Origin of the sequence: Rhizobium etli 8C-3 (assembly GCF_001908375.1) — a bacterium.
Classification (GTDB): domain Bacteria; phylum Pseudomonadota; class Alphaproteobacteria; order Rhizobiales; family Rhizobiaceae; genus Rhizobium; species Rhizobium etli_B.
Genome location: NZ_CP017241.1, coordinates 3,577,999 through 3,602,883, shown reverse-complemented (window position 1 = coordinate 3,602,883; position 24,885 = coordinate 3,577,999). Strand labels below are relative to the sequence as shown.

23 protein-coding genes are annotated in these 24,885 nt (G+C 59.7%); 8 read left to right on the top strand and 15 right to left on the bottom strand.

Features of this window, described 5'->3' with window-relative positions:
• Positions 1 to 6: 6 nt before the first annotated feature.
• On the bottom strand, positions 7 to 810 hold the full coding sequence (nth, locus tag AM571_RS17870; RefSeq protein WP_196776293.1) for an endonuclease III: 804 nt from the start codon (positions 808 to 810) through the stop codon (positions 7 to 9).
• Between nth and AM571_RS36375 the strand changes: the two genes are divergently transcribed.
• Positions 809 to 1,306: a DUF2244 domain-containing protein gene (locus tag AM571_RS36375; protein ID WP_132661384.1), complete on the top strand. Its 498-nt coding sequence runs from the start codon at positions 809 to 811 to the stop codon at positions 1,304 to 1,306. The genes nth and AM571_RS36375 overlap by 2 nt on opposite strands.
• A gap of 69 nt (positions 1,307 to 1,375) precedes the next feature.
• A complete protein-coding gene (locus AM571_RS36370) occupies positions 1,376 to 2,248 on the top strand; it encodes a methylated-DNA--[protein]-cysteine S-methyltransferase (RefSeq protein WP_132552536.1) in 873 nt (290 codons plus the stop codon).
• Here AM571_RS36370 and AM571_RS17860 read toward each other — a convergent pair.
• Positions 2,239 to 3,225 (bottom strand): sugar-binding transcriptional regulator, encoded by a 987-nt coding sequence (locus AM571_RS17860; protein WP_074062556.1) that lies wholly within the window; start codon positions 3,223 to 3,225, stop codon positions 2,239 to 2,241. The two genes, AM571_RS36370 and AM571_RS17860, sit on opposite strands and share 10 nt — an antisense overlap.
• A gap of 320 nt (positions 3,226 to 3,545) precedes the next feature.
• Between AM571_RS17860 and tal the strand changes: the two genes are divergently transcribed.
• Positions 3,546 to 4,511, top strand: coding sequence for a transaldolase (gene tal, locus AM571_RS17855; protein ID WP_074062555.1), 966 nt, complete (start codon positions 3,546 to 3,548; stop codon positions 4,509 to 4,511).
• 105 nt (positions 4,512 to 4,616) lie between these two features.
• On the top strand, positions 4,617 to 5,285 hold the full coding sequence (locus AM571_RS17850; RefSeq protein ID WP_074062554.1) for a DUF1345 domain-containing protein: 669 nt from the start codon (positions 4,617 to 4,619) through the stop codon (positions 5,283 to 5,285).
• Positions 5,286 to 5,301: 16 nt separating this feature from the next.
• On the opposite strand, the gene AM571_RS17845 is transcribed toward AM571_RS17850, so the two are convergent.
• The 7 genes from AM571_RS17845 to AM571_RS17815 all read right to left on the bottom strand — a co-directional run bounded on the left by AM571_RS17845 (position 5,302) and on the right by AM571_RS17815 (position 12,165).
• Complete coding sequence (locus tag AM571_RS17845) at positions 5,302 to 5,475, bottom strand: DUF1328 domain-containing protein (RefSeq protein ID WP_022715956.1); 174 nt, start codon at positions 5,473 to 5,475, stop codon at positions 5,302 to 5,304.
• Between the two features lie 109 nt (positions 5,476 to 5,584).
• Complete coding sequence (locus tag AM571_RS17840) at positions 5,585 to 7,012, bottom strand: gamma-aminobutyraldehyde dehydrogenase (RefSeq protein ID WP_074062553.1); 1,428 nt, start codon at positions 7,010 to 7,012, stop codon at positions 5,585 to 5,587.
• Positions 7,013 to 7,026: 14 nt separating this feature from the next.
• Positions 7,027 to 7,842 (bottom strand): ABC transporter permease, encoded by an 816-nt coding sequence (locus tag AM571_RS17835; RefSeq protein ID WP_074062552.1) that lies wholly within the window; start codon positions 7,840 to 7,842, stop codon positions 7,027 to 7,029.
• Positions 7,832 to 8,800 (bottom strand): ABC transporter permease, encoded by a 969-nt coding sequence (locus AM571_RS17830; RefSeq protein ID WP_074062551.1) that lies wholly within the window; start codon positions 8,798 to 8,800, stop codon positions 7,832 to 7,834. Before AM571_RS17830 ends, AM571_RS17835 begins: the two co-directional genes overlap by 11 nt.
• The gene (locus AM571_RS17825; RefSeq protein WP_074062550.1) at positions 8,797 to 9,783 is read right to left on the bottom strand and encodes an ABC transporter ATP-binding protein; all 987 of its coding nucleotides are present in this window, start codon (positions 9,781 to 9,783) and stop codon (positions 8,797 to 8,799) included. Before AM571_RS17825 ends, AM571_RS17830 begins: the two co-directional genes overlap by 4 nt.
• A 191-nt stretch (positions 9,784 to 9,974) precedes the next feature.
• Positions 9,975 to 11,135 (bottom strand): ABC transporter substrate-binding protein, encoded by a 1,161-nt coding sequence (locus AM571_RS17820; RefSeq protein WP_074063334.1) that lies wholly within the window; start codon positions 11,133 to 11,135, stop codon positions 9,975 to 9,977.
• 121 nt (positions 11,136 to 11,256) lie between these two features.
• Entirely contained in the window at positions 11,257 to 12,165 is a 909-nt protein-coding gene (locus AM571_RS17815; protein ID WP_074062549.1) for a LysR family transcriptional regulator, read from the bottom strand.
• Between the two features lie 179 nt (positions 12,166 to 12,344).
• On the opposite strand from AM571_RS17815, the gene AM571_RS17810 reads away from it, so the two are divergent.
• The gene (locus AM571_RS17810) at positions 12,345 to 13,034 is read left to right on the top strand and encodes a hypothetical protein (RefSeq protein WP_074062548.1); all 690 of its coding nucleotides are present in this window, start codon (positions 12,345 to 12,347) and stop codon (positions 13,032 to 13,034) included.
• Positions 13,035 to 13,096: 62 nt separating this feature from the next.
• Here the strand turns inward: AM571_RS17810 and lysS are convergent, their stop codons facing one another.
• The 6 genes from lysS to AM571_RS17780 all read right to left on the bottom strand — a co-directional run bounded on the left by lysS (position 13,097) and on the right by AM571_RS17780 (position 20,756).
• Positions 13,097 to 14,593: a lysine--tRNA ligase gene (lysS, locus tag AM571_RS17805; protein WP_074062547.1), complete on the bottom strand. Its 1,497-nt coding sequence runs from the start codon at positions 14,591 to 14,593 to the stop codon at positions 13,097 to 13,099.
• A gap of 16 nt (positions 14,594 to 14,609) precedes the next feature.
• On the bottom strand, positions 14,610 to 16,067 hold the full coding sequence (gene gltX / locus AM571_RS17800; RefSeq protein WP_074062546.1) for a glutamate--tRNA ligase: 1,458 nt from the start codon (positions 16,065 to 16,067) through the stop codon (positions 14,610 to 14,612).
• A 192-nt stretch (positions 16,068 to 16,259) separates the two neighbouring features.
• The gene (locus AM571_RS17795; protein WP_074062545.1) at positions 16,260 to 18,029 is read right to left on the bottom strand and encodes an SLC13 family permease; all 1,770 of its coding nucleotides are present in this window, start codon (positions 18,027 to 18,029) and stop codon (positions 16,260 to 16,262) included.
• A 259-nt stretch (positions 18,030 to 18,288) separates the two neighbouring features.
• A complete protein-coding gene (locus AM571_RS17790; protein WP_074062544.1) occupies positions 18,289 to 19,038 on the bottom strand; it encodes a TerC family protein in 750 nt (249 codons plus the stop codon).
• A 100-nt stretch (positions 19,039 to 19,138) separates the two neighbouring features.
• The gene (locus tag AM571_RS17785) at positions 19,139 to 19,978 is read right to left on the bottom strand and encodes a GyrI-like domain-containing protein (RefSeq protein ID WP_074062543.1); all 840 of its coding nucleotides are present in this window, start codon (positions 19,976 to 19,978) and stop codon (positions 19,139 to 19,141) included.
• Between the two features lie 103 nt (positions 19,979 to 20,081).
• On the bottom strand, positions 20,082 to 20,756 hold the full coding sequence (locus AM571_RS17780; protein WP_074062542.1) for a TetR/AcrR family transcriptional regulator: 675 nt from the start codon (positions 20,754 to 20,756) through the stop codon (positions 20,082 to 20,084).
• A gap of 153 nt (positions 20,757 to 20,909) precedes the next feature.
• Between AM571_RS17780 and AM571_RS17775 the strand changes: the two genes are divergently transcribed.
• The 3 genes from AM571_RS17775 to AM571_RS17765 all read left to right on the top strand — a co-directional run bounded on the left by AM571_RS17775 (position 20,910) and on the right by AM571_RS17765 (position 24,875).
• Positions 20,910 to 22,124: an HlyD family secretion protein gene (locus AM571_RS17775; protein ID WP_074062541.1), complete on the top strand. Its 1,215-nt coding sequence runs from the start codon at positions 20,910 to 20,912 to the stop codon at positions 22,122 to 22,124.
• A gap of 21 nt (positions 22,125 to 22,145) precedes the next feature.
• Positions 22,146 to 23,735, top strand: coding sequence for a DHA2 family efflux MFS transporter permease subunit (locus AM571_RS17770; RefSeq protein ID WP_074062540.1), 1,590 nt, complete (start codon positions 22,146 to 22,148; stop codon positions 23,733 to 23,735).
• 114 nt (positions 23,736 to 23,849) lie between these two features.
• Positions 23,850 to 24,875 (top strand): LacI family DNA-binding transcriptional regulator, encoded by a 1,026-nt coding sequence (locus tag AM571_RS17765; protein ID WP_074062539.1) that lies wholly within the window; start codon positions 23,850 to 23,852, stop codon positions 24,873 to 24,875.
• Positions 24,876 to 24,885 lie beyond the last annotated feature (10 nt).

The following is a 24,885-nucleotide window of genomic DNA, read 5'->3' as shown; positions in this document are numbered from 1 at the left end:
CGTCGGCTATTCGACGGCCTCGCCGATCACCTGCGGCGGTAGCTCGACCAGCGGCGCCGGTACGTCGCAGCTCTTTTCCGGCGATTTGCAGAGATCGGCAATCACGCAGCGCTCGCATTCCGGGCGGCGCGCCTTGCACGTGTAGCGGCCGTGCAGGATCAGCCAATGGTGGGCATGATAAAGGTAGTGACCGGGGATCACCTTCATCAGGCGGTCCTCGACCTCGTCCGGTGTCTTTCCCGGTGCCAGCTTGATGCGATTGGCGATGCGGAATATGTGCGTGTCCACCGCCATCGTCGCCTGGCCGAAGGCCATCGATAGAACCACGTTCGCTGTCTTGCGGCCGACGCCTGGCAAGCGAACGAGTTCCTCCCGCTTGTTCGGAACCTCGCCGCCGAATTCATCGACCAGCATTTGCGAGAGCGCCATGACGTTCTTCGCCTTGTTGCGGTAAAGGCCGATCGTCCTGATGTAGTCGCGCAGCCGTTCCTCGCCGAGCGCCAGCATCTTTTGCGGCGTGTCTGCAACCTTGAAAAGCGCCCGCGTCGCCTTGTTGACACCGGCATCCGTCGCCTGGGCGGAAAGTGCCACGGCAACGACGAGCGTGAATGGATTGGTGTGTGCCAGTTCGCCTCTGGGTTCCGGCCGCTGGATCGAAAAGCGGCGGAATATCTCCTCGCGCTCGGCTTGCGAATACGCAGTGCGCACCGGAACAGCCCTGCGGCGGGCGTTCGCTTTGGAGTTTTGCAAGGTTTTGCGGACGGATTTGAGTTTCGGATCGGGCATCGACAATCTATACTCATCAGCCATGACGGAAAGCAACGCCGGGCGGGCGAACGAACAGCCTGTTTTTGCAGCCGAACTTTTCCCTTACCGGTCGCTCGGCCGCAAGGGCTTCAGGGTGCTGCTTTTGATTTCCGGTACGCTCTGTTTCATCTATGGGATCTTCTTCGTCGTTACCGGCGCTTGGCCGATCGGCTTCTTCCTCGGGCTGGATTTCGCGTTGCTGTACGGTGCCTTCTGGCTCAACTACCGCTCCGGCAGGGCGCGCGAGGAGGTGACTGTTTCGCGCACCGATGTCGCGATCCGAAAGTTTACGCCATCCGGACGCATGGTGGAGCATCACTTCAATCCATTCTGGGCACGTTTCCTCGTTTGCCGCCATCAGGAAATCGGCATTCTATCCATGCATGTTTTTGGTGAAGGCCGGCGGACGGATATCGGCTCCTTCCTCAATCCGGATGATCGCGAAAGCTTTGCCAAGGCATTCAAAGGAGCGCTTGCGACAGTCAAGCAACGGCTTTGAACGTTGCGCAAGAAACGGGTGGCTTGCGGTCCCCTTCTTGACTATCTCCTTGTTACAAGGAGAAGAATGATGAATATGATCGCCCATCTGAACAGAGACACTATGGCCGAGAGTCCGGATTACGAGACCGTCCGTCAGGTCATCGAACTTATCACGGAAGACTATCGCGCCCAGCCGTCGCTGGAGGCGATAGCCGCGCGGCTCAACCAGTCGCCGACGCAGCTCCAGAAGACGTTTACCCGCTGGGCGGGGCTTTCGCCCAAGGCCTTTCTCCAGGCAGTCACGCTCGATCATGCCAAGCGGTTGCTGCGCAAGGAAGACATGCCGCTGCTTGAAACGTCGATCGAGGTGGGTCTTTCCGGTCCAAGCCGTCTTCACGATCTCTTCGTCACCCATGAGGCCATGTCGCCCGGTGAATGGAAGGCAAAGGGCGGCGGCCTGACGATCCGCTACGGCTTCCACCAGTCACCCTTCGGCGTCGCGCTGGTCATGACTACCGATCGCGGCCTTGCAGGCCTTGCTTTCAGCGATCTCGGCGACGAGGCCGCCTGTTTCGAAGACATGAGCTGCCGCTGGCCGAATGCCCAATTTGTCGAAGATCGGCAGGCAACCACGCCTTATGCAACGCGCATTTTCGAGCCCGGAAACTGGTCAGTAGACCAGCCGTTGCGCGTCGTGCTCATCGGCACGGATTTTCAGGTCCGCGTCTGGGAGAGTCTCTTGAAGATTCCGATTGGCAAAGCGATGACCTATTCCGACATTGCCAAAGATATCGGCCAGCCTACGGCATCGCGTGCAGTCGGTGCTGCGATTGGACGCAATCCGATCTCCTTCGTTGTGCCATGTCATCGTGCGCTCGGGAAGAATGGCGACTTGACGGGTTACCATTGGGGTCTCACCCGCAAACGGGCTATATTGGGGTGGGAAGCCGGTCAGGCATGAGTTTCGGCCAGTTCGAGCAGCGCCTTTGCCGCGCTCTCGTCGGTGATCAGCGTATTGCAGCCGATGCGCCGGATGGTGGCACGGATGGCGACGGCGCGGTGTGCCCCACCTGAAGAGAGCACGATGTGGCGCGCCTTCTTCAGCGTGTCCAGATCGACCGACATCACCCGGCTGTTGATGGAGTGATCGACGGTATTGCCGTCCTTGTCCAGAAAATTGAACATCGTGTCGCAGACGCAGCCGGCATCGATCAGCTGCTGCAATTCCGCCTTGGATATCCAGCCTTCCGACAGCGATGTCGAATGCGGGCCAATGTCGCCGCAGCTGACGATCGCAAGGTCAAGGTCTTCCGCCAGCCGATAGATCGTGTCCAGTCCGCATTTCTCGATCAGATTGCGCTTTGTCTCGACCGAATCCACGAGCAGCGGCGAGAGGAACATGTAGCACTCGGCGCCAAGTTGACTGGCCAGCCGCCACGTATAGTCGATGGGGTTGGTCTGGTGCACCGCGACGATGCCGCCAAGCAGCGAGACGACCTTGCAATTGGTGCGGCGGGGCGGCCTGAAGCTCGAAAGCGAAGCCGTCATCGTGCGGCCCCAGCCGACGCCGATCGTATACTCGTCCGGGATCGCCTCGGACAGGAACTGCCCGAGCGCCAGCCCAACGCTCTTTGCAAGACTATCGACGTCGGAACTGACGGGAGCGGGGACAACGATTGCCTCGTCGAGCCCGTAGGCGCGCTCCAGCTTCACGGAAAGCTCGACGCAGTCCCCGATCGAATCGTTGATCCAGATCTGCACCTCGCTGCGCTTCATCGCCTCGTCGAGCAAGCGGATGACCGTCGTGCGGCTTATGGCGAGCTGCTCGGCGACGTCCTTCTGCGTCAGGCCCTGATTGTAGTAGAGCCACGCGGCGCGCAGCCTCAGCGACGAGGCTTCTGAGTAAGCCGTGTGCGTGCCGCGTTTCAGCTTGACCACATCTTCTCCTGCTCGAGTTTCACCCTACTTGCATCCGGAAGCGGAAAAGCAGGGCAAAATTTCCTTGTTCCAGGCGATAATGACGGGCGTGACACTTATGTCAATTGAAATGCACAAATGTCCTTGACTTTCGCTTTTCGCAGTGGCGATAGTCATCCCGACACAGTCGTTTGTCCGAGGAGGACACGCGGGCACTTGAGAAGGCACGCGGTTTCGCTCCTGCAGCAAAGTCATCTGTCTGTAACTACTTCATCGCCGGGCAGAGCTCGCGCCGGTCCGCAGCTCAAGTTAACAGTTCGAGTTCACAAGGGAATTTGACCATGACATCCAAGCTTGACCAACTCCGCGACATGACCACGGTCGTCGCCGACACTGGCGATATCGAGGCTGTCGCCCGCCTGAAGCCGGTGGATTGCACGACCAATCCGACCATCGTTCTGAAGGCACTCGGAACGCCGATGTTTGCCGATGCAATCAAGGAAGCCGTCTCCTGGGGCAAGAAGCAGGGCGGAAACAGCGATGCAGTTGCCGCCGCCGTCGCAGATCGTCTTGCGATCTCCGTTGGCGCCGCGTTGTCGAAGCTCGTGCCGGGGCGCGTATCGACTGAAGTCGATGCTGACCTTTCTTTCGACACTGAAGCATCGATCGCCAAAGCGCACGGGATCATCGCTTCCTACAAGGAGCGCGGCATCGAACGCGACCGCATTCTGATCAAGCTCGCCTCGACCTGGGAAGGCATCCGCGCTGCCGAAGTGCTGCAGAAAGAGGGCATCGACTGCAACCTGACGCTTCTCTTTTCCAAGGCCCAGGCCATAGCCTGCGCCGATGCGAAGGCTTTTCTGATCTCGCCCTTCGTCGGCCGCATCCTCGACTGGTACAAGAAGTCGACCGGCAAGGATTATACTGCGGAAGAGGATCCAGGCGTTCAGTCTGTCCGTGAGATCTACGATTACTACAAGGCCCATGACATCAAGACGATCGTCATGGGCGCCTCGTTCCGCAACGCTGGTGAAATCGAAGCACTGGCCGGTTGCGACCGCCTGACCATCAGTCCGGCGCTGCTCGACGAACTCGCCAATGATCAGGGCACACTGGTTCGCAAGCTCTCGCCGGACACGAAGAAGGCCGAGCCGAGGATCGAGATCGACGAGAAGACGTTCCGCTGGATGATGAACGAAGATGCGATGGCAACCGAAAAACTTGCCGAAGGCATTCGCGCCTTCGCCAAGGACCTGACGGCGCTTCGCTCGATGGTCCAGAAGGAGTTGCAGCTCGCTGCTGCCTGACACCTTCATAGAAAAGGGCTGGAAAGGCGCGGTTGCCAATGGCGGCCGCGCCTTTTTCGTGCTGATATCAATGGCATAAAGCCTGAAAGAAGCCTGAGGAACGACATGGCGGACGACGATCAGCGCAGTTCGATTATGATCTATATCGTCCGGCATCTGAGCATCATCATTGCTTTCCTCGCAGGCTTGGTGGTTTTCCTGCTTCTCACCTCCCGGGATGTAAACGCCAGCAACGTGCTGATCGGCTGGAACGTGACGGCCATCGTGTTTGCATGTATCAGTTGGCGAAGGATGCTTTGCGCAACGGTTGCCGATATCCGCAAGCGAGCCGAAGATCTGGATTTTTCCGACAACTTCGTACTCTTCCTGTCGATCGCAGCGGCACTTGCAAGCATTGCCGGCATTGGGCTCGAGCTGCATTCCGTGAAAGAAGCGCCGCCTGATGTCGCCTTCGCCAGAGCCTGCGCGGCAGTGGTCACGATCCTGGTTTCCTGGGTTTTCCTCCACACGCTCTTCACAATCCACTACGCTCATCGATTTTACGGTGGACCTGACAAGGGTGAAGGCCTGATTTTCCCAGACAGGATCGAAGAGCCTGTCTATTGGGATTTCCTCTATTTCTCATTCACGATCGGCGTGGCCGCGCAGACGGCCGATATTGCCGTCTCCACCATGCAGATGCGAAAGATCGCGCTGCTTCATGCGGTGCTGTCGTTTCTCTTCAATACGACCATCCTGGCACTCGCGATCAATGTCGGGGCGAGCCTGCTCTAGGCAAGACAAGCGGCTCTTAAAGAACCGCTTGGCCAGCGATCAGCGCCAGGATCAGGAAGATCAGGAAGATGACGAGGGCGATGCCGAAGAGGACACGCGCAATCGTTGCGGTGGCGGCTGAGATGCCGGAAAAACCGAAGAAGCCGGCAACCAGTGAAATGACGAGAAATATGAGAGCCCATTTGAGCATGGATGTTTCCTCTGCGTTGGATACAGAAGAGGACGCAGGAAAGACCAAATTGTTCCGCCGCAGACCCTGCGACGGTTCTTCACCACAACCTGATCCTGGTCGGAATTACTCAACCATGGTTGATCATCACGTGACGGACGGCGGTGTAATCCTCCAGCGCATAGACCGACATATCCTTGCCGTAGCCGGATTGCTTGAGACCGCCATGCGGCATTTCGTTGACCAGCATGAAATGCGTGTTGATCCAAGTGCAGCCATATTGCAGGCGCGCGGCCGTCTTCATGCCACGGCTGATGTCCTTGGTCCAGACGGAGGAGGCAAGGCCATAGTCGCTGTCGTTTGCCCAAGCGACGGCATCCTCGACCTCGCTAAAGCGCGTCACGGAGACGACCGGGCCGAAGACCTCGCGGCGGACGATCTCGTCATCCTGCGTGGCACCGGCGATGACGGTGGGCGTGAAGAAGAAGCCCTTGTCGCCTGAGGCCTTGCCGCCGGCGGTAATTTCCATGTGCTTGTGTTCGGCAGCACGGGTGACAAAGCTTTCGACGCGGTCGCGCTGGCGCTTGGAGATCAGCGGACCGATCTCGTTTTCAGTGTCCTCGTCCAGGTTGAACTTAATCGAGGAAACCGCAGAGGAGAGATCGGCGACGAACCTGTCATAAACCTTGGCGTCAGCATAGATACGGCAGGCGGCAGTGCAGTCCTGGCCGGCGTTGTAGTAACCGAAGGTGCGGATGCCTGCGACGACCGCATCGATATCGGCGTCCTCGAAGACGATGACGGGGGCCTTGCCGCCAAGCTCCAGATGCGTGCGCTTTACGGACTTGGCAGCCGCCTGCAGCACCTTCTTGCCGGTCGCGACATCGCCGGTGATCGAGACCATGCCGATGTTCGGGTGGTTGATCAGCGCATTGCCGACGGTTTCTCCGCGACCGAGGATGACGTTGACGACGCCTTCTGGCAGGATGTCGGCGAGCAGTTTCGCCATCTTCAGAGCCGTTAGCGGTGTCTGTTCGGAAGGCTTGAAGACGACGGTGTTGCCGCCGGCGATCGCCGGTGCCAGCTTCCAGGCCATCATCATCAGAGGATAATTCCAGGGCGCGATCGAGCCGACGATGCCGATCGCGTCGCGGCGGATCATCGAGGTGTGACCTGGCAGGTATTCGCCAGAGACCGGACCGTGCAGGTTGCGCACAGCGCCCGCGAAGAAACGGTAGCAATCGACGATCGCCGGGATCTCGTCGTTGAGCACGGCGTTGATCGGCTTGCCGCAGTTCAGTGCCTCGAGCCTGGCAAAGGCCTGCCCGTCCTTCTCTATGGCATCGGCGATCTTCAGCAGATAACCGGAGCGTTCGGCGGGTGTCGTCTGCGACCAGCTCTTGAAAGCCTTCCCGGCGGCTTCCACAGCGGCATCGATCTGGCCGAAGGAAGCTTCCGGCAGATTGAGCACGGTCTCACCCGTCTTCGGGTTCAGGATGTGCTCTTCCGTTTCCGTGCCCATTTCGAAGCGGGATCCAATCAGCATCTGGGTGTCCATGATGTTCTTCCCTTTTATTTGCCGGCTCCGGCGATTTGATCGCCGTCGCGGGTGAGGTAGTAGGCTGCCAGGATCGGCAGGAAGGTGACGAGCACGACGGCCATGGCGACCACGTTGGTGACAGGGCGCTGGCGCGGGCGGATGAGCTCTTCGAGCATCCAGATCGGCAGCGTCGACTGCTGGCCGCCGGTGAAGGTGGTGACGATGACTTCGTCGAATGAGAGGGCAAAGGCAAGCATGCCGCCGGCAAGCAGTGCGGTGCCGATATTCGGCAGGATGACGTGCCGGAAAGTCTGGAAGCCGTCGGCGCCGAGGTCCATCGAAGCTTCGATCAATGAGCCGGAGGTGCGGCGGAAGCGGGCGACTGCATTGTTGTAGACGACCACGATGCAGAAGGTGGCGTGACCAAGCACGATCGTCCAGACCGAGAACGGGATGTCGAACAGGCTGAAGGCCGATCGTAGCGCAATGCCGGTAATGATACCGGGAAGGGCGATCGGCAGAATGACGAGCAAAGAGATGACCTCGCGGCCGAAGAATTTCGTCTGGCTGACGGCGGCAGCACAAAGCGTGCCGAGCACCAGGGCGATAGCGGTGGCGATGCTGGCGACTTGCACAGAAAGGCTAAGGGCTGCCCAGACATCGGGCCGGTTCCAGGCTACGTCGAACCACTGCGTCGTCAGGCCCGGCGGCGGCCACTGGTAGCTCTTCTCCTCGGTAGTGAAGGCATAGACGAAGATCAGCAGGATCGGCAGATGCAGGAAAAGCAGGCCGCTCGCGGCTGCGATCTTCAGGGCAAAAGGGGAGCGGTGTCGGCGGTCAGAGCGCATCGAAAGCCCCCTGTTTTTTTGCAAGCCAGAGATAGATGGCCATGATGACGATCGGCACGACGGAGAAGGCGGCGGCGAGCGGCACGTTACCGGCGGTGCCCTGCTGCGCATAGACCGCCTGGCCGATGAAGAGGCGGGAAGAACCGATGATCTGCGGTATAATGTAATCGCCGAGGGTCAGCGAGAAAGTGAAGATGGAGCCGGCAACGATGCCGGGCAGCGATAGCGGGAACAGCACTGTGCGGAAGGTCTGGCCTGGCGTGGCGCCGAGATCGGAGGCGGCCTCGATCAGGTTTGCAGGCACGCGCTCGAGAGCAGCCTGCGTCGGCAGGATCATGTAGGGCAGCCAGATATAGACGAAAACGACGAAGGTGCCGAGATAGCTCACCGAAAGCGAATTGCCGCCGACGATCGGCAGCGTGAGAATGCCGTCGAGCAGCCATGAGAGATGCAGCTTGGCGAAAATCCAGGTGAGGATGCCTTCCTTGGCGAGGATCAGCTTCCAGGCGTAAATCTTGACGAGATAGCTCGACCAGAGCGGCAGCATGACGCCGAGATAGAAAAACGCCTTCCACTTTCCCTGCGCATAGCGCGCGGCGTAGTAGGCGATTGGGAAGGCGATGACGGCGGATGCGATCGTCACCATGAGCGCCATGGCAAGGGTACGGACGATGATGTCAAAATTGGTTGGATTGAGAAGCTCCGCGTAGGTCGCGAGCGTGAACTCATAGTTGATCAAGCCGGAGAAATCGTCGATCGAGAAGAAACTCTGCAGCAGCAGCGCGATCAGCGAGCCGATATAGATGATGCCGAGCCAGAGCAGCGGCGGCGTCAGCATCAAGAAAAGCAGTAGCTTTGGGTGGCGCCAGAAGGCATCCGACAATCTACCGAAGAAGCCACCGCGGCCGGGCAAGATGGAGGTCGTAACGCCAGGCTTCGTCAGGGCGAGCGATGTCATGCTGCATCATCCATGTAATGCACGTCGGCCGGCTGCCATGCGAGACGCACGCTGGCGCCGATATCCGGCACATTGGCACCTGCCGGTAATGTGACATGCAGGCGTGTTCCCCACATGCCGACCGTCAGGCGATAGGCGGCACCAAGGAAACTGGTATTTTCGACCGCTGCCTCCATGCCGTCGCCGGAAAGATGGATCGCTTCGGGGCGCAGGCTTGCCCAGCGCCTTTCACCGCCGAGCGACGTCATTACATCAGGCGCGATGACATTGGAGGAACCAACGAAATCGGCGACGAAGCGGGTCTTCGGACGGCGGTAGATATCCTGCGGCGAACCTTCCTGAACGATGCGGCCGTTGTTGAAGACGGCGAGGCGGTCTGCCATGGAGAGCGCCTCGCCCTGATCGTGGGTGACAAAGACGAAGGTGATGCCGAGCGCGCGCTGAAGGCTCTTCAATTCTTCCTGCATCTGCTCGCGCAGCTTCAGATCAAGCGCGCCAAGCGGCTCGTCGAGCAGCAGGACCTTCGGCTTGTTGACCAGCGCGCGGGCAAGCGCCACGCGCTGTCGCTGGCCGCCGGAGAGCTGGCCTGGCCGGCGGGCGCCGTAGCCTGGAAGTTTCACCATTTCCAGCGCCTGTTCGACGGCCTTGGTGCGCTCTACCTTGCCGATGCCCTTGACCATCAGCCCGTAGCCGACGTTTTCGAGGATATTGAGATGCGGGAAGAGCGCATAGTCCTGGAAGACGGTGTTGACGTTGCGGCGGTAGGGCGGGACACCGTCTGCCGTTTCTCCGAAAATCTCGATATGCCCCTCCGTCGGCTGTTCGAAGCCGGCGATCAGGCGCAGGCAGGTCGTCTTTCCGGAACCCGACGGACCGAGCATAGCGAAGAACTCGCCCGGTGCGATTTCGAGATCGACGCCGTCGACGGCGCGAACCTGGCCGAAATGGCGCGAAACCTGCTGGAAACGGACGGCGGGGGTCATTGGGGTCTCCAAGTTATACCTGATGCCCCTCGTCCTGCCTGCCGGATAGCTTCTCCCGGCAACGCGGCGATGGGAACACGCGGCGATGCTATCGCCCCTCGGGGCGTTTTGGCGGCGAGAGGTCTTGAGGCATGTTGCCTCTCCCTGCGTGAGGGAGAGGGTCGGGGGCAATCATTGTGCCTGGGTGAGGACTATCGCCCGCCGATAACGCCGATATAGTCCGACACCCAGCGGTGATAGGGCACGCACTCACTCTGCGTCGCGCACTTTGCAACAGGCGTCTTCCAGAATTTGATCTTGTCGAAGTGATCGAAACCGTTGGTCGTGCAGCCGGTATCGGTCAGCAGTTCGTTGCCCTTGCATGCGGCCGGAACGGAGGGAACCGCGCCGAACCAGGCGGCGGCATCACCCTGGACCTTGGCAGACAGCGAGTGCTCCATCCACATATAGGCGCAGTTCGGATGCTCGCTGTCGACATGAAGCATCGTCGTGTCGGCCCAGCCGGTCACGCCTTCCTCGGGGAAGGTCGAGGCGATCTTCTGCTTGTCGGCCTGCATCAGGTTCACCTGGAACGGCCAGGAACCGGATGCGACGACCCCTTCGTTCTTGAAGTCGTCGATCTGAATCATCGCGTCATGCCAGTAGCGGGAGACGAGCTTGCGCTGGCCGCGCAGCAGGTCGAGAGCTGCCTTATACTGATCTTCGTTGAGTTCGTAGGGATCCTTGATGCCGAGATCGGGCTTGTGGGCCATCAGATACATGGCAGCATCGGCGACGTAGATCGGCCCGTCATAGGCCTGGACGCGGCCCTTGTTGGACTTGCCATCGGGCAGCGTTTCTTCCTCGAACACAACCTTCCAGCTGGTCGGGGCATTATCCTTGAAGGCATCGGTATTGTACATCAGAACGTTCGGCCCCCACAGGTAGGGCACGCCATAGTGGACGCCGCCGACCGTATGCCACGGGGCGCTCTGCAAGCGTTCGTCGAGGTTCTTGAAGCTTGGAATGAGATCGGTATTGATCGGCTGCACGCGCTTGCCCGCAACCAGGCGCAGCGAAGCATCGCCCGAAGCGGTGACGAGGTCGAAGCCGCCTTCGTTCATCAGCGCCACCATTTCATCCGAGGTCGCCGCGGTCTTTACGGATACCTTGCAGCCGGTCTTTTTTTCAAAATCGGTAACCCAGTCGTAATTCTTGTCGGTTTCGCCGCGCTCGATATAGCCGGCCCAGGCGACGATGCTGACTGCACCCTCGCCCTTGTCCAAGGCCTTCAACGGTTCGCCAGCAGCAACCTGCGTCACGAAGCTCAAGCTTGCGAGGGCAGCAGTGCACGATTTCAGAAGGTGCTTCATCGTCTGTCTCCCGGTTTGTGCCGCTTGCTGCGGCATATTGTTCCCAGGTGAAAGCTGCGCTGAAAACTCCGGTTTCGCAAATTCATTTATCAGAAAGCCGATATCGGAAATTCCGATACCGTCATCGCGCCCGGCCCGATCGCATAGCTTCGGCAATACCGACGAAATCTCGCGCTGCCTGCGGCAGGCTCGAACCCTTGCGCCAGACCATGCCGACCTGGACGACCGGCAACGAACCGGAGACATCGCGGCTTTCGATCCGGTCGCCTTCAAGCGACCAGGGGCGGTAGACGAGATCGGGAAGCAGCGCGACGCCGGCGCCTGTTGCAACGAGACTGCGAACGGCCTCCACCGACCGGGTGCGAAAGGCGACATGGGGGCGGGCACCGAGCGCCGACAGGAGCTTGCCGGTGTTTTCCTCGATCTCATCGACCGTCAGCATGATCAGCGGTTCGCGGGCGATATCGGCGACCGAGATGATATCGGCAGAAACCAACGGGTGGCCCATCGGCAGCCAGAGACGATAGGGCGAGGTTTCGAGGATCTCCGCCTGCAGGGCCATGCGGTCGCGCAGGTTGGAGATCACCATGACCGCGACATCGAGTTCACCGCCGACCAATAGATGCTCAAGATAGCCGCCATTGTCTTCGATTGCACTCACCTCCACACCCGGACATGCGCGGCGGTATCGCGCCAGAAGATCGGATAGAACATAGCCTGCGACCAGCGAGGTGACACCGATATTCAATGTGCCGGAAAGAGCGCTTTGCACGCCGGAAAAACTGGCGCGGGCATCGGAGACGCTGGCTAGGATTTTTGTCGCGTGCCGGAGGAACTGGTGGCCGTTGTGCGTGATCGTCAGGCCGCGCGGGTGGCGTTCGAAGAGTTCGACGCCGAGGTCGTTTTCCAGCTCCTTCAGCGCTTCTGTGACCGAGGATTGCGAGATCGAAAGATTCTGCGCGGCGCGTGTCACCGAGCCCTGCTCGGCAACGGCGACGAAATACTGGATCTGGCGAAGAGTGAAGGCCATGCGTATTTTTAGAGCATGCCCAAACCGATCATGGCAAGCCAACGGGCGGTGGACCTTTTTTGGTCTTTAGCCGAATTGGTATCTTTCTCGAAAGACCACTTAAGCATTCCGAAACGTCGTTTGACTAGTTTTACGTGCATGTATTGCGTTGGAGTTCTTTCGATGGCGGAGCAGTTGGCGTGAAGGCCCTACTGCGCATCTTCCGGCCCTCCCGGAAATTGGTGATCACGATCGGCGGGATGGCCTTGTTTACAGGCGCTTCCGGCGGTGTTGCCCTTTATATCGGCCGGGACAACCTCATCGGCCAGGCCTTGGAAGAGGCCAACGGCGTCGCCTGCACCGATGTGAACCTGGTAACCATCAAGAAGCAGGATCGCGTCTGGATTCGCAAATACATCAAGACGGAGCCGACGGACGGCCTGACACGGGTCAAGACGGCCCTTCGCGTGGCGCAAGCCGTTTACGCGCAAGAAAGGCCGGATCTGGTACAGGTCGTGGTCCTCGACGAAAACGGTCCCAAACTGCGTTCGGACATCCGTGGCAGGGCCATCGGCGCCGATGTGGTTTATATCCCGAATCCCGACCAGTTGGCCGAAGGGCTGAAAGGCAAACCCTACACTGCCCGCTATTACGACGGTCAGGCGAGCGACAACGGCCTGTTTTTCGGCGAACGCATCGATTTGCCGGACGAAGAGATCCAGGCGCTGAGCGCATCGTTCAAGCAACGCTCCGATTGCATTGATCCGACGGCTGTCGCTGCAACCGCAGGCAAGGGTAACGAAAAAGGCGGCGAAGAGGACGCATCCCCGGAAGGCGAAGCCGTTTCTGCGCCAGAAGGCGGCAAGGCTGCTCCTGCCTCCGGCCATTGATCACCGGGCATGCGAAGGGCGACCATTGGCCGTCCACCCTCTGAAACTGCTCATCCCGCCGCTCAGTCCGCCTTGCTGCGGCGGGCCGGGAAGAGGATGACGTCGCGAATAGAGGGGGAATTCGTAAGCAGCATGATCAGGCGATCGACGCCGATGCCGAGACCGCCGGCGGGAGGCATGCCCTGGTCGATTGCGTCCAGAAATTCCTCGTCCAGCTGTTTTTCCTTTTCGCCGCGTGCGTGAGCCTGCTCCAGCTGTTCGACCATGCGCTTTCGCTGCTCTTGCGGATCGTTGAGTTCCGAAAAGGCGTTGCCAAGTTCCCAGGCGTTGCAATAGGTCTCGAAACGCTCGACAAGGCGCGGCTCGCCCGGCACTTCCTTGGCGAACGGGGAGATGTCCTTCGGGAAATGTGTGACGTGCGCGGGCTGAATGAGCGTGCTTTCGACCTTCTCTTCGAAGATGAAGGCGAGGCATTCGCCCCAGGTCGCGTCCTTCTCGATTTCGAAACCGGCCGCCTTGGTGGCGGCGCGGGCTTCCTCGTCGGTCTTGATCGACAGGAAATCGATGCCGGTCGCTTCCTTGACCGCGTCAGGCATCGGGACACGGCGGAACGGGCCCTTGAAGGAGATCTGCTTGTCGACGAAGGTGAATTCCGTGCTGCCATGGACCGACATGGCAAGCTCGGCGAACATCCGTTCGACGAGGTCCATCATGTCCTCGTAGTCGGCATAGGCCCAGTAGCACTCCATCATGGTGAATTCGGGATTGTGCCTTGTCGAGACGCCTTCGTTGCGGAAGTTGCGGTTGATCTCGAAGACCTTGTCGGTGAGGCCCGAAACCAGCGTGCGCTTCAAGAACAGTTCCGGCGCGATGCGCAGGTACATGTCGAGCTTCAACGTATTGTGATGCGTCTTGAAGGGTTCGGCCGTCGCACCGCCGTAGACCGACTGCAGCATCGGCGTCTCGACTTCCATGAAGCCGTCGTTCTCCATGAAGCGGCGGATGCCGGAGACGATCTTCGAACGCTGCTGGAAACGGAGCTTCGAATCCTCGTTGGTCATGATGTCGAGGTGACGCTTGCGGTATCGCAGCTCTATGTCGGAGAGGCCATGCCATTTCTCGGGCATCGGCAGTAGCGACTTGGTCAGCATGGTGATCTGCTGCGCGTTGATCGTCAGCTCGCCGCGCTTGGTGCGGCGCACCACGCCGGTCACACCGATGATATCGCCGATGTCGATCATCGGCAGCAGGGCGCGAGCCTCTTCCGGCGTCGTGTCCTTGTGGCTGAAGATCTGGATCTTGGCCGAAGCGTCATGGATGTCCATGAACATGCCGGAGTTGCGCGAGGAATAGACTCGGCCTGCGACCGTGACGACATCCTTTGTCTCCGTGTCCGGATCCAGGCCCTCGTATTTCGCGGCGAGTTCGCCATTGGTGATCGTCCGGTGGAAATGCGCCGGATAAACGTCGCCGACCTGTTCGCGCAAAAGTTTCAGCTTCTGGGCGCGGACTTCCGTTGCGTCGGAGGAAAGGGTCGCTGTTTCGGTCTTTTCATTCATGATGCTAACGTCCGGTTCAGTTCTTCGGGCCGACGAGGGAGGCGACCGCCTGGGACGCCAGTTTCAGGCGCTGGCGTACGACCGCGCGGCCGAGGATCGCCATGGAATCGAAGAGCGGCAGCGAGCGCGACGAGCCGGAGACTGCGACGAAAAGCGGGGCGACGACCACTTTCAGCTTCTTGCCCATGCGGTCGGCAACGGCGCGCAGCTCGGCTTCGATCGACTCGACGTTCCATTCAAGGATCTTCTCGAGATCCGGCTGTACCGTGTTGAGGATTTCCAGAATCTCCTCCGGCGGCGACTTGATCTTGACAAAGGCGGATGGATCAAGGTTCAGGTCCGACTTGAACAGGAAACCCGTCAGGTCCGGCAGTTCGCCAAGCTTGGAGATGCGCGACTGCGCAAGCGCAAGACCGGCCCTCAGGCGGTCGTTTTCCATCGCCCATTGCAGGACGCGGTGCTGGAACTCCTCTTGCGAAAGCTTTTCGCGGATCCAGCGGCCGTTCAGCCAATCCAGCTTCTGGATATCGAAGATCGCGCCCGCCTTGGAGAGGTTCTCCGGGTCGAACTTTTCCGCGAGCTCGTCCATCGTCATCAGCTCTTCGCCTTCAGCGATCTGGACGAAGAAGAGGCCGAGGAAGTTCATCAGCGCCTCGGGGATATAGCCGAGCGCGGTGTAATAGGAGATCGAGGTCGGGTTCTTGCGCTTCGACAGCTTTGACTTGTCGGCATTGCGCATGAGCGACAGGTGCATGAATACCGGTGGCTCGAGGCCGAGATACCGGTAGATCAGGATGTGCTTGGGAACCGAAGCCAGCCATTCCTCGCCGCGGGCGACATGGGTGATCTTCATCAGGTGGTCGTCAACCACATTTGCCATGTGATAGGTCGGCATGCCGTCGGCCTTCAAGAGGACCTGCATGTCGACCGCATCCCACGGGATCTCCACCTCGCCGTAGACCCCGTCGGTGAACCTGCAGGAGCCTTCGACCGGGATCTTCATGCGCACGACAGTGGATTCGCCTGCCGCCATGCGCGAGGTGACCTCTTCTGCCGACAGGTTCAGGCAGCGTCCGTCATATTTCGGGGGCAGGTTTGCTGCGCGTTGCGCCTCGCGCATCTTTTCCAGACGCTCGGGCGTGCAGAAACAGCGGAAACCGTGGCCGGCAGAAACGATCTTTTCGACATACTCGCCGTAGATATGCTTGCGGTCGCTCTGGCGGTAAGGCCCATAGGGCCCGCCGATGTCGGGGCCTTCCGACCATTTCAGGCCGCACCATTTCAGCGCATCCAGCACCTTCTTTTCGAATTCCGGGGTCGAGCGCGTAGCATCGGTATCTTCGATGCGCAGAATGAACTCGCCGCCGTGCTTCTTGGCGAAAAGGTAATTGAAGAGAGCGATATAAGCGGTCCCGACATGCGGCTCGCCAGTCGGCGAGGGAGCGATTCGGACGCGGACGCCGGAAGCTGTCATTTTTTGTGCCCGTCAAATGAATGCCGGACGGCTTTCCTGCGAAAGCGACGTTCGGCGGGAAGAATGCAGATCACTGGATCAGGAAACCGGCCGGATAAGGGCGTCGTGCCCCATTCATCCACCGATTGTCCGTTTGGCTGGCCTTAAGGCCATATTCGACCGCGCACGTCAAGGAAAATGGGCGCCGGGCACTCAAAGGGCAGGCCAAACATAAAGAAGCACGGGCACGCTCACCACGATGATGATGAAGGATAGCGGCAGGCCCAGGCGAGGGTAATCACTGAAGCGGTAGCCGCCGGGGCCGAAAACCAGCGTGTTGCACTGATGGCCGATTGGCGTGAGGAAGTCGCAGCCGGCGCCAATGGCAACGGCCATCAGGAAGGCTTCCGGCTTGTAATGAAGGGCCTCGGCGAAGCTCGCCGCGATCGGTCCCATCACGAGGACCGTTGCGGCATTGTTGAGGAACGGCGTCACTGCCATGGCGGTCACCAGCATCAACGCCAGCGCGCCGAACGGCGGCATCTCGGCAGCGAAATCGCCGAGCCATCCGGCAATCAGATCGCTGCCGCCCGTGGTGCGGAGCGTATCGGATACCGGGATCAGCGCTGCAAGCATGATCAGGATCGGCGCATCGAGTGATTTGTAGACATCGACGAGCGGGATCACGCGAAAGACGACCATGGCCAGCGCTGCACAGAAAAAGGCGACCGAAACCGGCGTGAGGCCAGCGGCCGTCACTCCCATGGCGGCGGCGAGGATCAGAAGCGGCACATAGCCTCGGCGTGGCGTGCCAAGCATGATGTCACGCTGGGCAAGCGGAAGGCAGGAAAATTCCTGCAGGAAGGCAGGCAGGTTCCTGCGGCTTCCCTGAAGCAGGAGAACGTCGCCGGCGCGAAGCGTCACTTCGCTCAGCCGCTCGGTGAGCTTGTGACCCTGGCGACTGACGGCGAGCAGGTTGACCCGCCGCCGGTTCCACAGCGAGAGCTGGCGCGCGGAAAGGCCGATCAGCATCGATTCTGCGGTGATGACGGCCTCGATCGACACGAGATCGCCTTCCGCCCTCGCCTCCGGGATGGGCTTTCCCGAAAGCTTCAGCTTCGCGTGGGTCACCACGCGATCGAGTGCATCCGGCACGCCTTCCAGCAATATCGTATCGCCGGTCTTCAGCATCACGTCGGGAAAAGGTGACATGCGGGAGTGGCCGCGCAGGATCGCCGTGGCCACGACTTCGCCGTCGCCGAGTTGAAGGATTTCGTTCAGCTTCTTGCCGTCGAAGCTCGACCCTTCGACAACCGTCGCCTCCGAAAAATAGGTCTTGAGGTCGAGCGCTTCCTCCAGCGAGGGATTCTCGTTTTGCCGTTCCGGCACCAGCCAGTGGAAGAAGATCAAGAAGACGACGCCGACAAGGGTCAGGGTCGCGCCGACAGGCGTGAAGTCGAACATGGTGAAGGGCGCACCGGTGATCTCCTCGCGCAATCGCGATACGACGATGTTGGGCGAGGTGCCGATCTGCGTCATCAAGCCGCCGAGCAGTGCAGCAAAACTCATGGGCATCAGATAGAGCGATGGTGAATTGCCGGTTTTCCTCGCGAACTGGAAGGCGACCGGAATCATGATCGCCAAAGCGCCGATATTCTTGATGAAGGCGGAAAGCACGGCAACTACGATAAGCAACAGCGCGAGTTGGAGATGCGGCTTGTCGAGATTTGGAAAGAAGCGCTTGATCGCCATGTCGACGATCCCCGAGCGTGCGACCCCGGTGCTGACGACGAGCGCGCTGCCGACGATGATGACGATGTCGTCTCCGAAGCCGGAAAAAGCCCTGTCGAAGGGAACGAGACCGGCTGCAACCGCAAGAACGAGGGCACAACAGGCCACAATGTCGTAACGAAACCGATCCCAGATGAAGATTGCCATCATCAGGCCGATCACGCCGAAGGAAAGGATCTGTTGGGTTGTCATACCGCTCCGGAGTTGGGCTGATTGCCGGATGATACTTTTGCGCTTTTCCTGGACCAATCAATGTCACGCAGGCCGCAAAGTTCCTATCCTTCGCCTGGCCGGGCGCAAATGATCGTATCCGGCATCTTTCCGGACAGGGCGCTTCGCGCCAAGCGTCACGGCAGACCATCAGCCGCTGGTTTCGGCAATCACAGGCAAATCGAGGGGGGCCGGCTGACGCAAATGGCGCGGTTTGTCGCGCCCCCCTTTTTAAGACTTTTCAATGCCCGCTGGCTTTCTTCCGCATTCGGGCATTTCTTGCAAACATGTTCAGTACTTCAACGAGCGCAGAGAAGGCCATGGCGGCATAGACATAACCCTTCGGTACATGGAAGCCCATGCCGTCGGCGATGAGTGTGGTGCCGATCATCAGCAGGAAGGCCAGCGCCAGCATGACGATCGTCGGATTTTTCTCGATGAAATTTGCAAGCGGCGTCGCGGCGACCAGCATGACCGTGACGGCGGCGACGACGGCGATGATCATGATCGGCAGGTGCGGGGTCATGCCGACGGCGGTGATGATGCTGTCCACCGAAAAGACAAGGTCGAGCAGCAGGATCTGGCCAATCGCCGCCGCAAAGCCCGTCGTCGCCGAACTCGCGATGAAATCCTGCTCGTGATCCTCCGGATCGACACTGTGGTGAATTTCCTTGGTGGCCTTCCATACGAGGAACAGACCGCCGGCGATCAAGATCATGTCCTTCCAAGAGAAGCCATGACCGAAAGCCTCGAAGACAGGTGTGGTGAGCTGGACGATCCAGGCCACGGTACCAAGCAATGCAAGACGCATGATGAGGGCGAGGCTGATACCCACTTTACGAGCTTTATCACGATGCTCGACCGGCAGCTTGTTGGTGAGAATGGAAATGAAGATCAGGTTGTCGATGCCGAGGACGACTTCCATGACAACCAGGGTCACCAGAGCCACCCAGGCTGCCGGATCCTGAACGAGCATGACGATATCTTGCATAAGCTATTTTCCCTCGCGCCATAGAATCTGACGCCCGCAATTTAAGGTGAAGGCGCCAAGAAACAAGCGCGCAGGGGAATATACGAAAGCGGGAAGGCTTTTATTCCTTGACCGGTATCCAGATTTCCACGATGCCCATGCCGGTATCAGGATCGAAACGCTCGTCGTAACGTTCGAACATGTCTGGCATCTCGCCGTGCTGCAGAGCCGAGGAGGGGAACCATGTCCCGAAGATATGATGCATCGTTGACGCAATAGCGGAGACGTGACCGCGATGGGTGAAGACAACGTAGCGCTGAGCGGGCACTTTCAGCGTCGTAAATCCTTCCGGCAGGTCGCCGGCATCCGTGACTTCGGCACCTGCCATATAACGGAACGTTTCGGTTTCTCCTTCGATATGTGTGCAGATCCCATAGGCGACATTGCCGCGCTGGCCGGAAATATTGCCGAAGTAAGAGTTGAATTTCTGCCAAAGCGAGGGAATCGCGGCATTGTCGCCGTAGTCATAGGCCTCTTGCAGTCCGGCAAAAAGCATTGGCGGCAGGGTTTCGAAGCGGGGTTCTTCAAGTTCGTTGAGGCGTGCGGGGTCCATTTTGATCGGCTCCACTAAAGCGAGGTTGCGGAGGTGCCCCTGCTTGCGAATCGCGTCGGGCGTAATGCCGAACTGGTCGCGAAAGGCACGGGTGAAAGCCTCGTGCGAGCCGTAACTCGCGCCGAGGGCAACCTCGAGGATGCTCGATGAACTGCCGATCAGGGCCAATGCGGCGGTGCTCAGCCGACGGCCGCGGAGATAGCCGCTGATCGAGTGGCCGGTGACGAGTCCGAAGACGCGCGACAGATGATAGCGCGACAGACCTGCGGCATCCGAGATATCGTCCAGCGATATATCGCTGGCGGAATGGCTTTCAATAAACCAAATTGCCCGTCCAATGGCACTCATGCGCTCTTCCTTGGTTGCGGTCTCCTGAATAGAGCAAAACTGGCAAGCAGGTTTGATCGCTATTGCTGGATTCCGGTGCCACGCAGAAAGAAATCGAAAACATTCAGGCCGGCCGGTTCTGGTTAACGCCATATGCAGCAAGGAAGACGCGGATCGCACCGCGGATGATGCGGCTCATCTCCTCCTCGCTCGGAGGGCCTGCCATGTCGCCCAGGAGGCGCAGCTTGAAGAAGCCTCCGCCGCAGAGTTCCAGGAACTGGCGAGCGGCAAGCTCGACATCCTCGATCACGAAATGCCCGGCGCCGACCTGCGTCTTCAGATAGTCGGTGAGAACGGTCCGGATGTTTTCGGGGCCGGTAAAGAAGCGTTGACAGAGGTGCGGCATGCGGTCGCGCACTCCGATGACGGTGCGTATGGCATTGATGACCTTTTCTTCGGTTGTGTGCCGGACGAAGGTCATGCCGAAATCATAAAGAGCCGTGTCCGGATCGGGATTGGCATTGAGGGCCGCACGCACGCTGGCGACAAAGGCGGCGCGCTCGGTCTCCATCATCGCGGTAAAAAGCTCTTCCTTGTTGGCGAAGTAGACGTAAAGCGTTCCTTTCGAGACACCAGCCTCGCGCGTCACGTCGTTCATGCTGGCGGCATCGAAGCCGAGTTTCATGAAGACACGCTTCGCCCCTTCGAGAATCTGCCTGCGCTTTGCCGGATCCTCTCCTGCCGCCCATCTGCCGCTTGCGGCCGGGGCTTCGACCGTATCCTTGAAGGTCTCTGTCATTGTCTCCTTAACCACGTCCGCAGTGCGAACATTCTTTCATAAAATCGAACCGCCTGGTTCGATATAGCTTGATATGACTTCTAAAAGGCCCTATGTCAACTGAACCGAACCGTTCAGTTCGATCAATGTCACTCGATTTACCGGTCTTTGCTCATGTCGTCTAACCAGAAAACGAATGTCGCCCGCATCGTCAGCGATTCCGCAAGAGACGAGCCGGTGTCAGACGCCGTTGTCCCTGCCGAACCGGCGAGCGCCGAAGCTCCGCGTGCCCCTCAGGCTGCTCCCGATACGCAGACCGCTCCAGCTGAAAAGAAGAAGCGCCGCAGCCTGGTGCTACCGGTCGTGGCGCTCGCTATTCTGGCCGGCGGTGCATCATACGGCTACGAGTGGTGGACGAACGGCCGTTTCATGGTCTCGACGGACGACGCCTATATCGAAGGCGACATCGCAACGATCTCGCCAAAGGTCACCGGCTATGTCGCGAAGGTGAACGTTGTCGCCAACCAGCAGGTGAAGGCCGGGGACGTGCTCGCCACGCTCGACAACGGCGACTATCAAAACGCCCTCGATCAGGCCGAGGCCCAGATCGCCACGGAGAAGCTGTCGCTGAGCCGCATCGACGCGCAGATCGAAGGAGCCAAGGCAGCGCTTGCTCAGGCCCAGGCCTCCAAAGTGGCTCTCGAGGCGGCAGTCCGTGGCGCCGAGATCACACAGAAGCGCCAGGCTGACCTCCAGGCGAAGTCGGTCGGCACTACGGCCGATCTCGACACTGCCAATATTGCTCTCGACCAGGCCAAGGCCAATCTTGTCGGCGGCGACGCCAACATCAAGTCGGCCGAAGCAAACGTCACCATCCTCCAGGCGCAGCGCAGGGAAGCCGAAGGTTCGGTCCAAACGCTCGAGCTTCAGCGGGACAAGGCAGCCCGCGATCTGTCCTTCACGATCCTCAAGGCACCGTATGATGGCGTCGTCGGCAACCGCTCCGTTCAGGAAGGCGATCTCGTTTCGCCCGGCCAGCGCCTGATGGCGCTCGTTCCGGTGCGTCAGCTGTTCATCGACGCCAACTTCAAGGAAACGCAGATCCAGCACCTGGTTCCGGGCTCGAAGGTCAACGTGCACGTCGATGCTTATGACGACCATCCAATCGTCGGCACCGTCGAGTCGATTTCGCCGGCCTCCGGCTCCGTCTTCTCGCTACTGCCGCCGGAAAATGCGACGGGCAATTTCACAAAGATCATCCAGCGCGTCCCGGTCCGAATTGCGCTGCCTCAAGATGCGCTTGACAGCGGCCGCTTGCGCGCCGGCCTGAGCGTCGTCGTCGATGTCGATACCCGCACGGCGCCCGCTACAGGGCAGGCAGCAAAGTGATCAGCCAGCCGGAGTAGGCCAATGGCTACCACCGCTACAACAGGCGCCATTGCGGTCGCCGGTTCCGAGGAGCGAATGGACCCGCGCAAGCTCATCGCATTCTTTGCGATGGTGCTCGGCATGTTCATGTCGATCCTCGACATCCAGATCGTCTCCGCATCGCTTGCGGAAATCCAGGCCGGCCTTTCTGCCGGCTCGGACGAGATCGGTTGGGTGCAGACGTCATACCTGATTGCGGAAGTCATCATGATTCCGCTGTCGGGAACGCTGGCTCGCATCATCTCGACACGCTATCTTTTCGCTATTTCGGCTGCTGGTTTCACGCTGTCGAGCGTGCTCTGCGCAACGGCAACGAATATCGATCAGATGATCGTTTACCGCGCCATCCAGGGCTTCATCGGCGGCGGTATGATTCCGTCCGTCTTCGCGGCCGCTTTCACCATCTTCCCACCGTCGAAGCGCAGCATCGTATCGCCTATCATCGGCCTGATCGCCACCCTTGCGCCGACCATCGGCCCGACCGTCGGCGGTTACCTCAGCCATGCCTTCTCGTGGCACTGGCTGTTCCTCGTCAACGTCATTCCCGGTATCCTGGTCGCCACCATCACCTGGAATTTCATCGATTTCGACAAGCCGGAACTGTCGCTCCTGAAGAAGTTCGACTGGTGGGGCCTCATCTCCATGGGCATTTTCCTCGGTGCGCTGGAATATGTGCTTGAGGAAGGCAATTCGAACGACTGGTTCAACGACAGCTATATCGTCGCCGGTGCTGTGGCTTCGGCGGCAGGTGCGATCGTCTTCTTCTATCGCGCTTTCACCGTGGACTTCCCCGTCGTCGACCTCAGGGCCTTTACCAACAGGAATTTCTCCTTCGGTTCGGTGTTCTCGTTCGTCATGGGGATCGGGCTATACGGCCTCACCTATATCTATCCGGTCTATCTGGGGCGCATCCGCGGTTACGATTCGCTGATGATCGGCGAGACCATGTTTGTCTCCGGCCTTGCGATGTTCTTCACTGCGCCAATTGCCGGCCGGCTGTCGACGAAGATGGACCTTCGCCTGATGATGGTGATCGGCTTTACCAGCTTTGCGGCCGGCACCTTCGTCATGACCCACCTGACGGACGACTGGGATTTCTACGAGCTCTTCATCCCGCAGGTCCTGCGCGGGTTCGGGCTGATGATGTGCATGGTGCCGATCAACAACATCGCGCTCGGCACGATGCCGCCTTCACGTATCCGTGGTGCTTCAGGTCTGTTCAACCTCACTCGTAATCTCGGCGGGGCAGTCGGCCTTGCGGTGATCAATACCGTTCTCTCCAACCGCCAGGACGTGCACTACGAGCGGCTGCGGGAAAACATGGATTGGGGTAATCCGGCCGCCATCGACCAGATGAACAACCTGACTGCCAACTTCAACTCCTATGGCTTGGACGGTGCTTCGGCCGCCATCAAGCAGATGGTCGGGCTTGCCACCCAGCAGGCGATCATTCTCTCCTTCAGCGACGTTTTCCTGATCCTGACCGTTCTTTTCATGGCCATGATCCTCGGGGTCGCGATGATCAAGAAACCGGCGCCCCAGGGCGGCGGCGGTGGCAGCGGAGGCCACTGAGCGGTCGAAAGCCGGCTTGGGATATGCCGGCCTTTTTTTCGTGCTCGACAGCCGATTGAAATTTTTGATTTACGTACATCAGATTTGGCGATAATGGTTTCATCAGGAGGAGCGATGAGGCCAACAGTTCATGATATCGCCGCTGCGGCCGGGGTCAGCCTGGCCACCGTCGACCGCGTGCTGAACCAGCGCCCCGGTGTGCGCCGCATCACGCGCGAAAAAGTGGAAACGGCAATCCGCGAGATCGGCTATGTGCGCGACGTTGCCGCCGCCAACCTCGCCAAGGGCCGCATTTATCCGCTGGTTTTCATCCTGCCTGCCTCGGACAATTCATTCATGCACGGGCTGCACGCCGAGATCGGCGAAGCGATGATCCGTTCTCCGTCCGAAAGGACGAGTATTCGCACGGTGGAAGTTGCCGCCTTCGATCCGGCCGCTCTGGTTACGGCGCTCGAAAAGCTCGCCGATGAACGTCCCGCCGGGATAGCGCTCGTCGCCACCGACGCGCCTGAGGTCGTCGCTGCAGTCGACAAGCTGGTGTCCGACGGCATTCCTGTCGTCACGCTGGTTTCAGACCTCACCGGTTCGCGCCGGCATCATTACGCGGGCGTCGACAATATCGCCGCCGGCAGAACGGCAGCGCGTCTTCTCGGACGCTTTCTTGGCGATGCCAAGGGCGAGGTTGCGGTGCTTGCCGGCTCCATGCTGGTGCGCGATCATCGCGAGCGCCTTCAAGGTTTTGCCGCTCTGATGGCGCAGGAATTTCCGAAGCTCTCCATCCTGCCGGTCCTCGAAGGCCGCGACGATCCGGAACTGGCGCACAAGCTGGTCGCCGACGTCTTGTCCAAGCATGAGCGGGTGATTGGCGTCTACAGCCTGGGCGCCGGCAATCGTGGTCTTGTCAGGGCGCTGAAGGCGAGAGCCTCGAGCCGCCCGCTGACAGTCGTTGCCCATGAATTGACCGTTCATACGCGCGCTGCCCTCATCGACGGCACGATCGATGCGATCCTCAATCAGAACGCCGGACACGAGGTCCGCAGTGCGATCCGCGTTCTCAAAGCAAAAGCCGACGGGCTTGCCGTCATCGATGCGCAGGAGCGGATCCGGCTCGACATATTCCTGAAGGACAATCTGCCGTAAGGGCAAGGAG

Bases quoted from the DNA above. Each gene is read 5' to 3' on its own strand.
- AM571_RS36375 (WP_132661384.1), top strand. From the start codon at position 809: ATGACGGAAAGCAACGCCGGGCGGGCGAACGAACAGCCTGTTTTTGCA.
- nth (WP_196776293.1), bottom strand. From the start codon at position 810: ATGGCTGATGAGTATAGATTGTCGATGCCCGATCCGAAACTCAAATCC.
- AM571_RS36370 (WP_132552536.1), top strand. From the start codon at position 1,376: ATGAATATGATCGCCCATCTGAACAGAGACACTATGGCCGAGAGTCCG.
- tal (WP_074062555.1), top strand. From the start codon at position 3,546: ATGACATCCAAGCTTGACCAACTCCGCGACATGACCACGGTCGTCGCC.
- AM571_RS17850 (WP_074062554.1), top strand. From the start codon at position 4,617: ATGGCGGACGACGATCAGCGCAGTTCGATTATGATCTATATCGTCCGG.
- AM571_RS17845 (WP_022715956.1), bottom strand. From the start codon at position 5,475: ATGCTCAAATGGGCTCTCATATTTCTCGTCATTTCACTGGTTGCCGGC.
- AM571_RS17840 (WP_074062553.1), bottom strand. From the start codon at position 7,012: ATGGACACCCAGATGCTGATTGGATCCCGCTTCGAAATGGGCACGGAA.
- AM571_RS17835 (WP_074062552.1), bottom strand. From the start codon at position 7,842: ATGCGCTCTGACCGCCGACACCGCTCCCCTTTTGCCCTGAAGATCGCA.
- AM571_RS17830 (WP_074062551.1), bottom strand. From the start codon at position 8,800: ATGACATCGCTCGCCCTGACGAAGCCTGGCGTTACGACCTCCATCTTG.
- AM571_RS17825 (WP_074062550.1), bottom strand. From the start codon at position 9,783: ATGACCCCCGCCGTCCGTTTCCAGCAGGTTTCGCGCCATTTCGGCCAG.
- AM571_RS17820 (WP_074063334.1), bottom strand. From the start codon at position 11,135: ATGAAGCACCTTCTGAAATCGTGCACTGCTGCCCTCGCAAGCTTGAGC.
- AM571_RS17815 (WP_074062549.1), bottom strand. From the start codon at position 12,165: ATGGCCTTCACTCTTCGCCAGATCCAGTATTTCGTCGCCGTTGCCGAG.
- lysS (WP_074062547.1), bottom strand. From the start codon at position 14,593: ATGAATGAAAAGACCGAAACAGCGACCCTTTCCTCCGACGCAACGGAA.
- gltX (WP_074062546.1), bottom strand. From the start codon at position 16,067: ATGACAGCTTCCGGCGTCCGCGTCCGAATCGCTCCCTCGCCGACTGGC.
- AM571_RS17795 (WP_074062545.1), bottom strand. From the start codon at position 18,029: ATGACAACCCAACAGATCCTTTCCTTCGGCGTGATCGGCCTGATGATG.
- AM571_RS17790 (WP_074062544.1), bottom strand. From the start codon at position 19,038: ATGCAAGATATCGTCATGCTCGTTCAGGATCCGGCAGCCTGGGTGGCT.
- AM571_RS17785 (WP_074062543.1), bottom strand. From the start codon at position 19,978: ATGAGTGCCATTGGACGGGCAATTTGGTTTATTGAAAGCCATTCCGCC.
- AM571_RS17780 (WP_074062542.1), bottom strand. From the start codon at position 20,756: ATGACAGAGACCTTCAAGGATACGGTCGAAGCCCCGGCCGCAAGCGGC.
- AM571_RS17775 (WP_074062541.1), top strand. From the start codon at position 20,910: ATGTCGTCTAACCAGAAAACGAATGTCGCCCGCATCGTCAGCGATTCC.
- AM571_RS17770 (WP_074062540.1), top strand. From the start codon at position 22,146: ATGGCTACCACCGCTACAACAGGCGCCATTGCGGTCGCCGGTTCCGAG.
- AM571_RS17765 (WP_074062539.1), top strand. From the start codon at position 23,850: ATGAGGCCAACAGTTCATGATATCGCCGCTGCGGCCGGGGTCAGCCTG.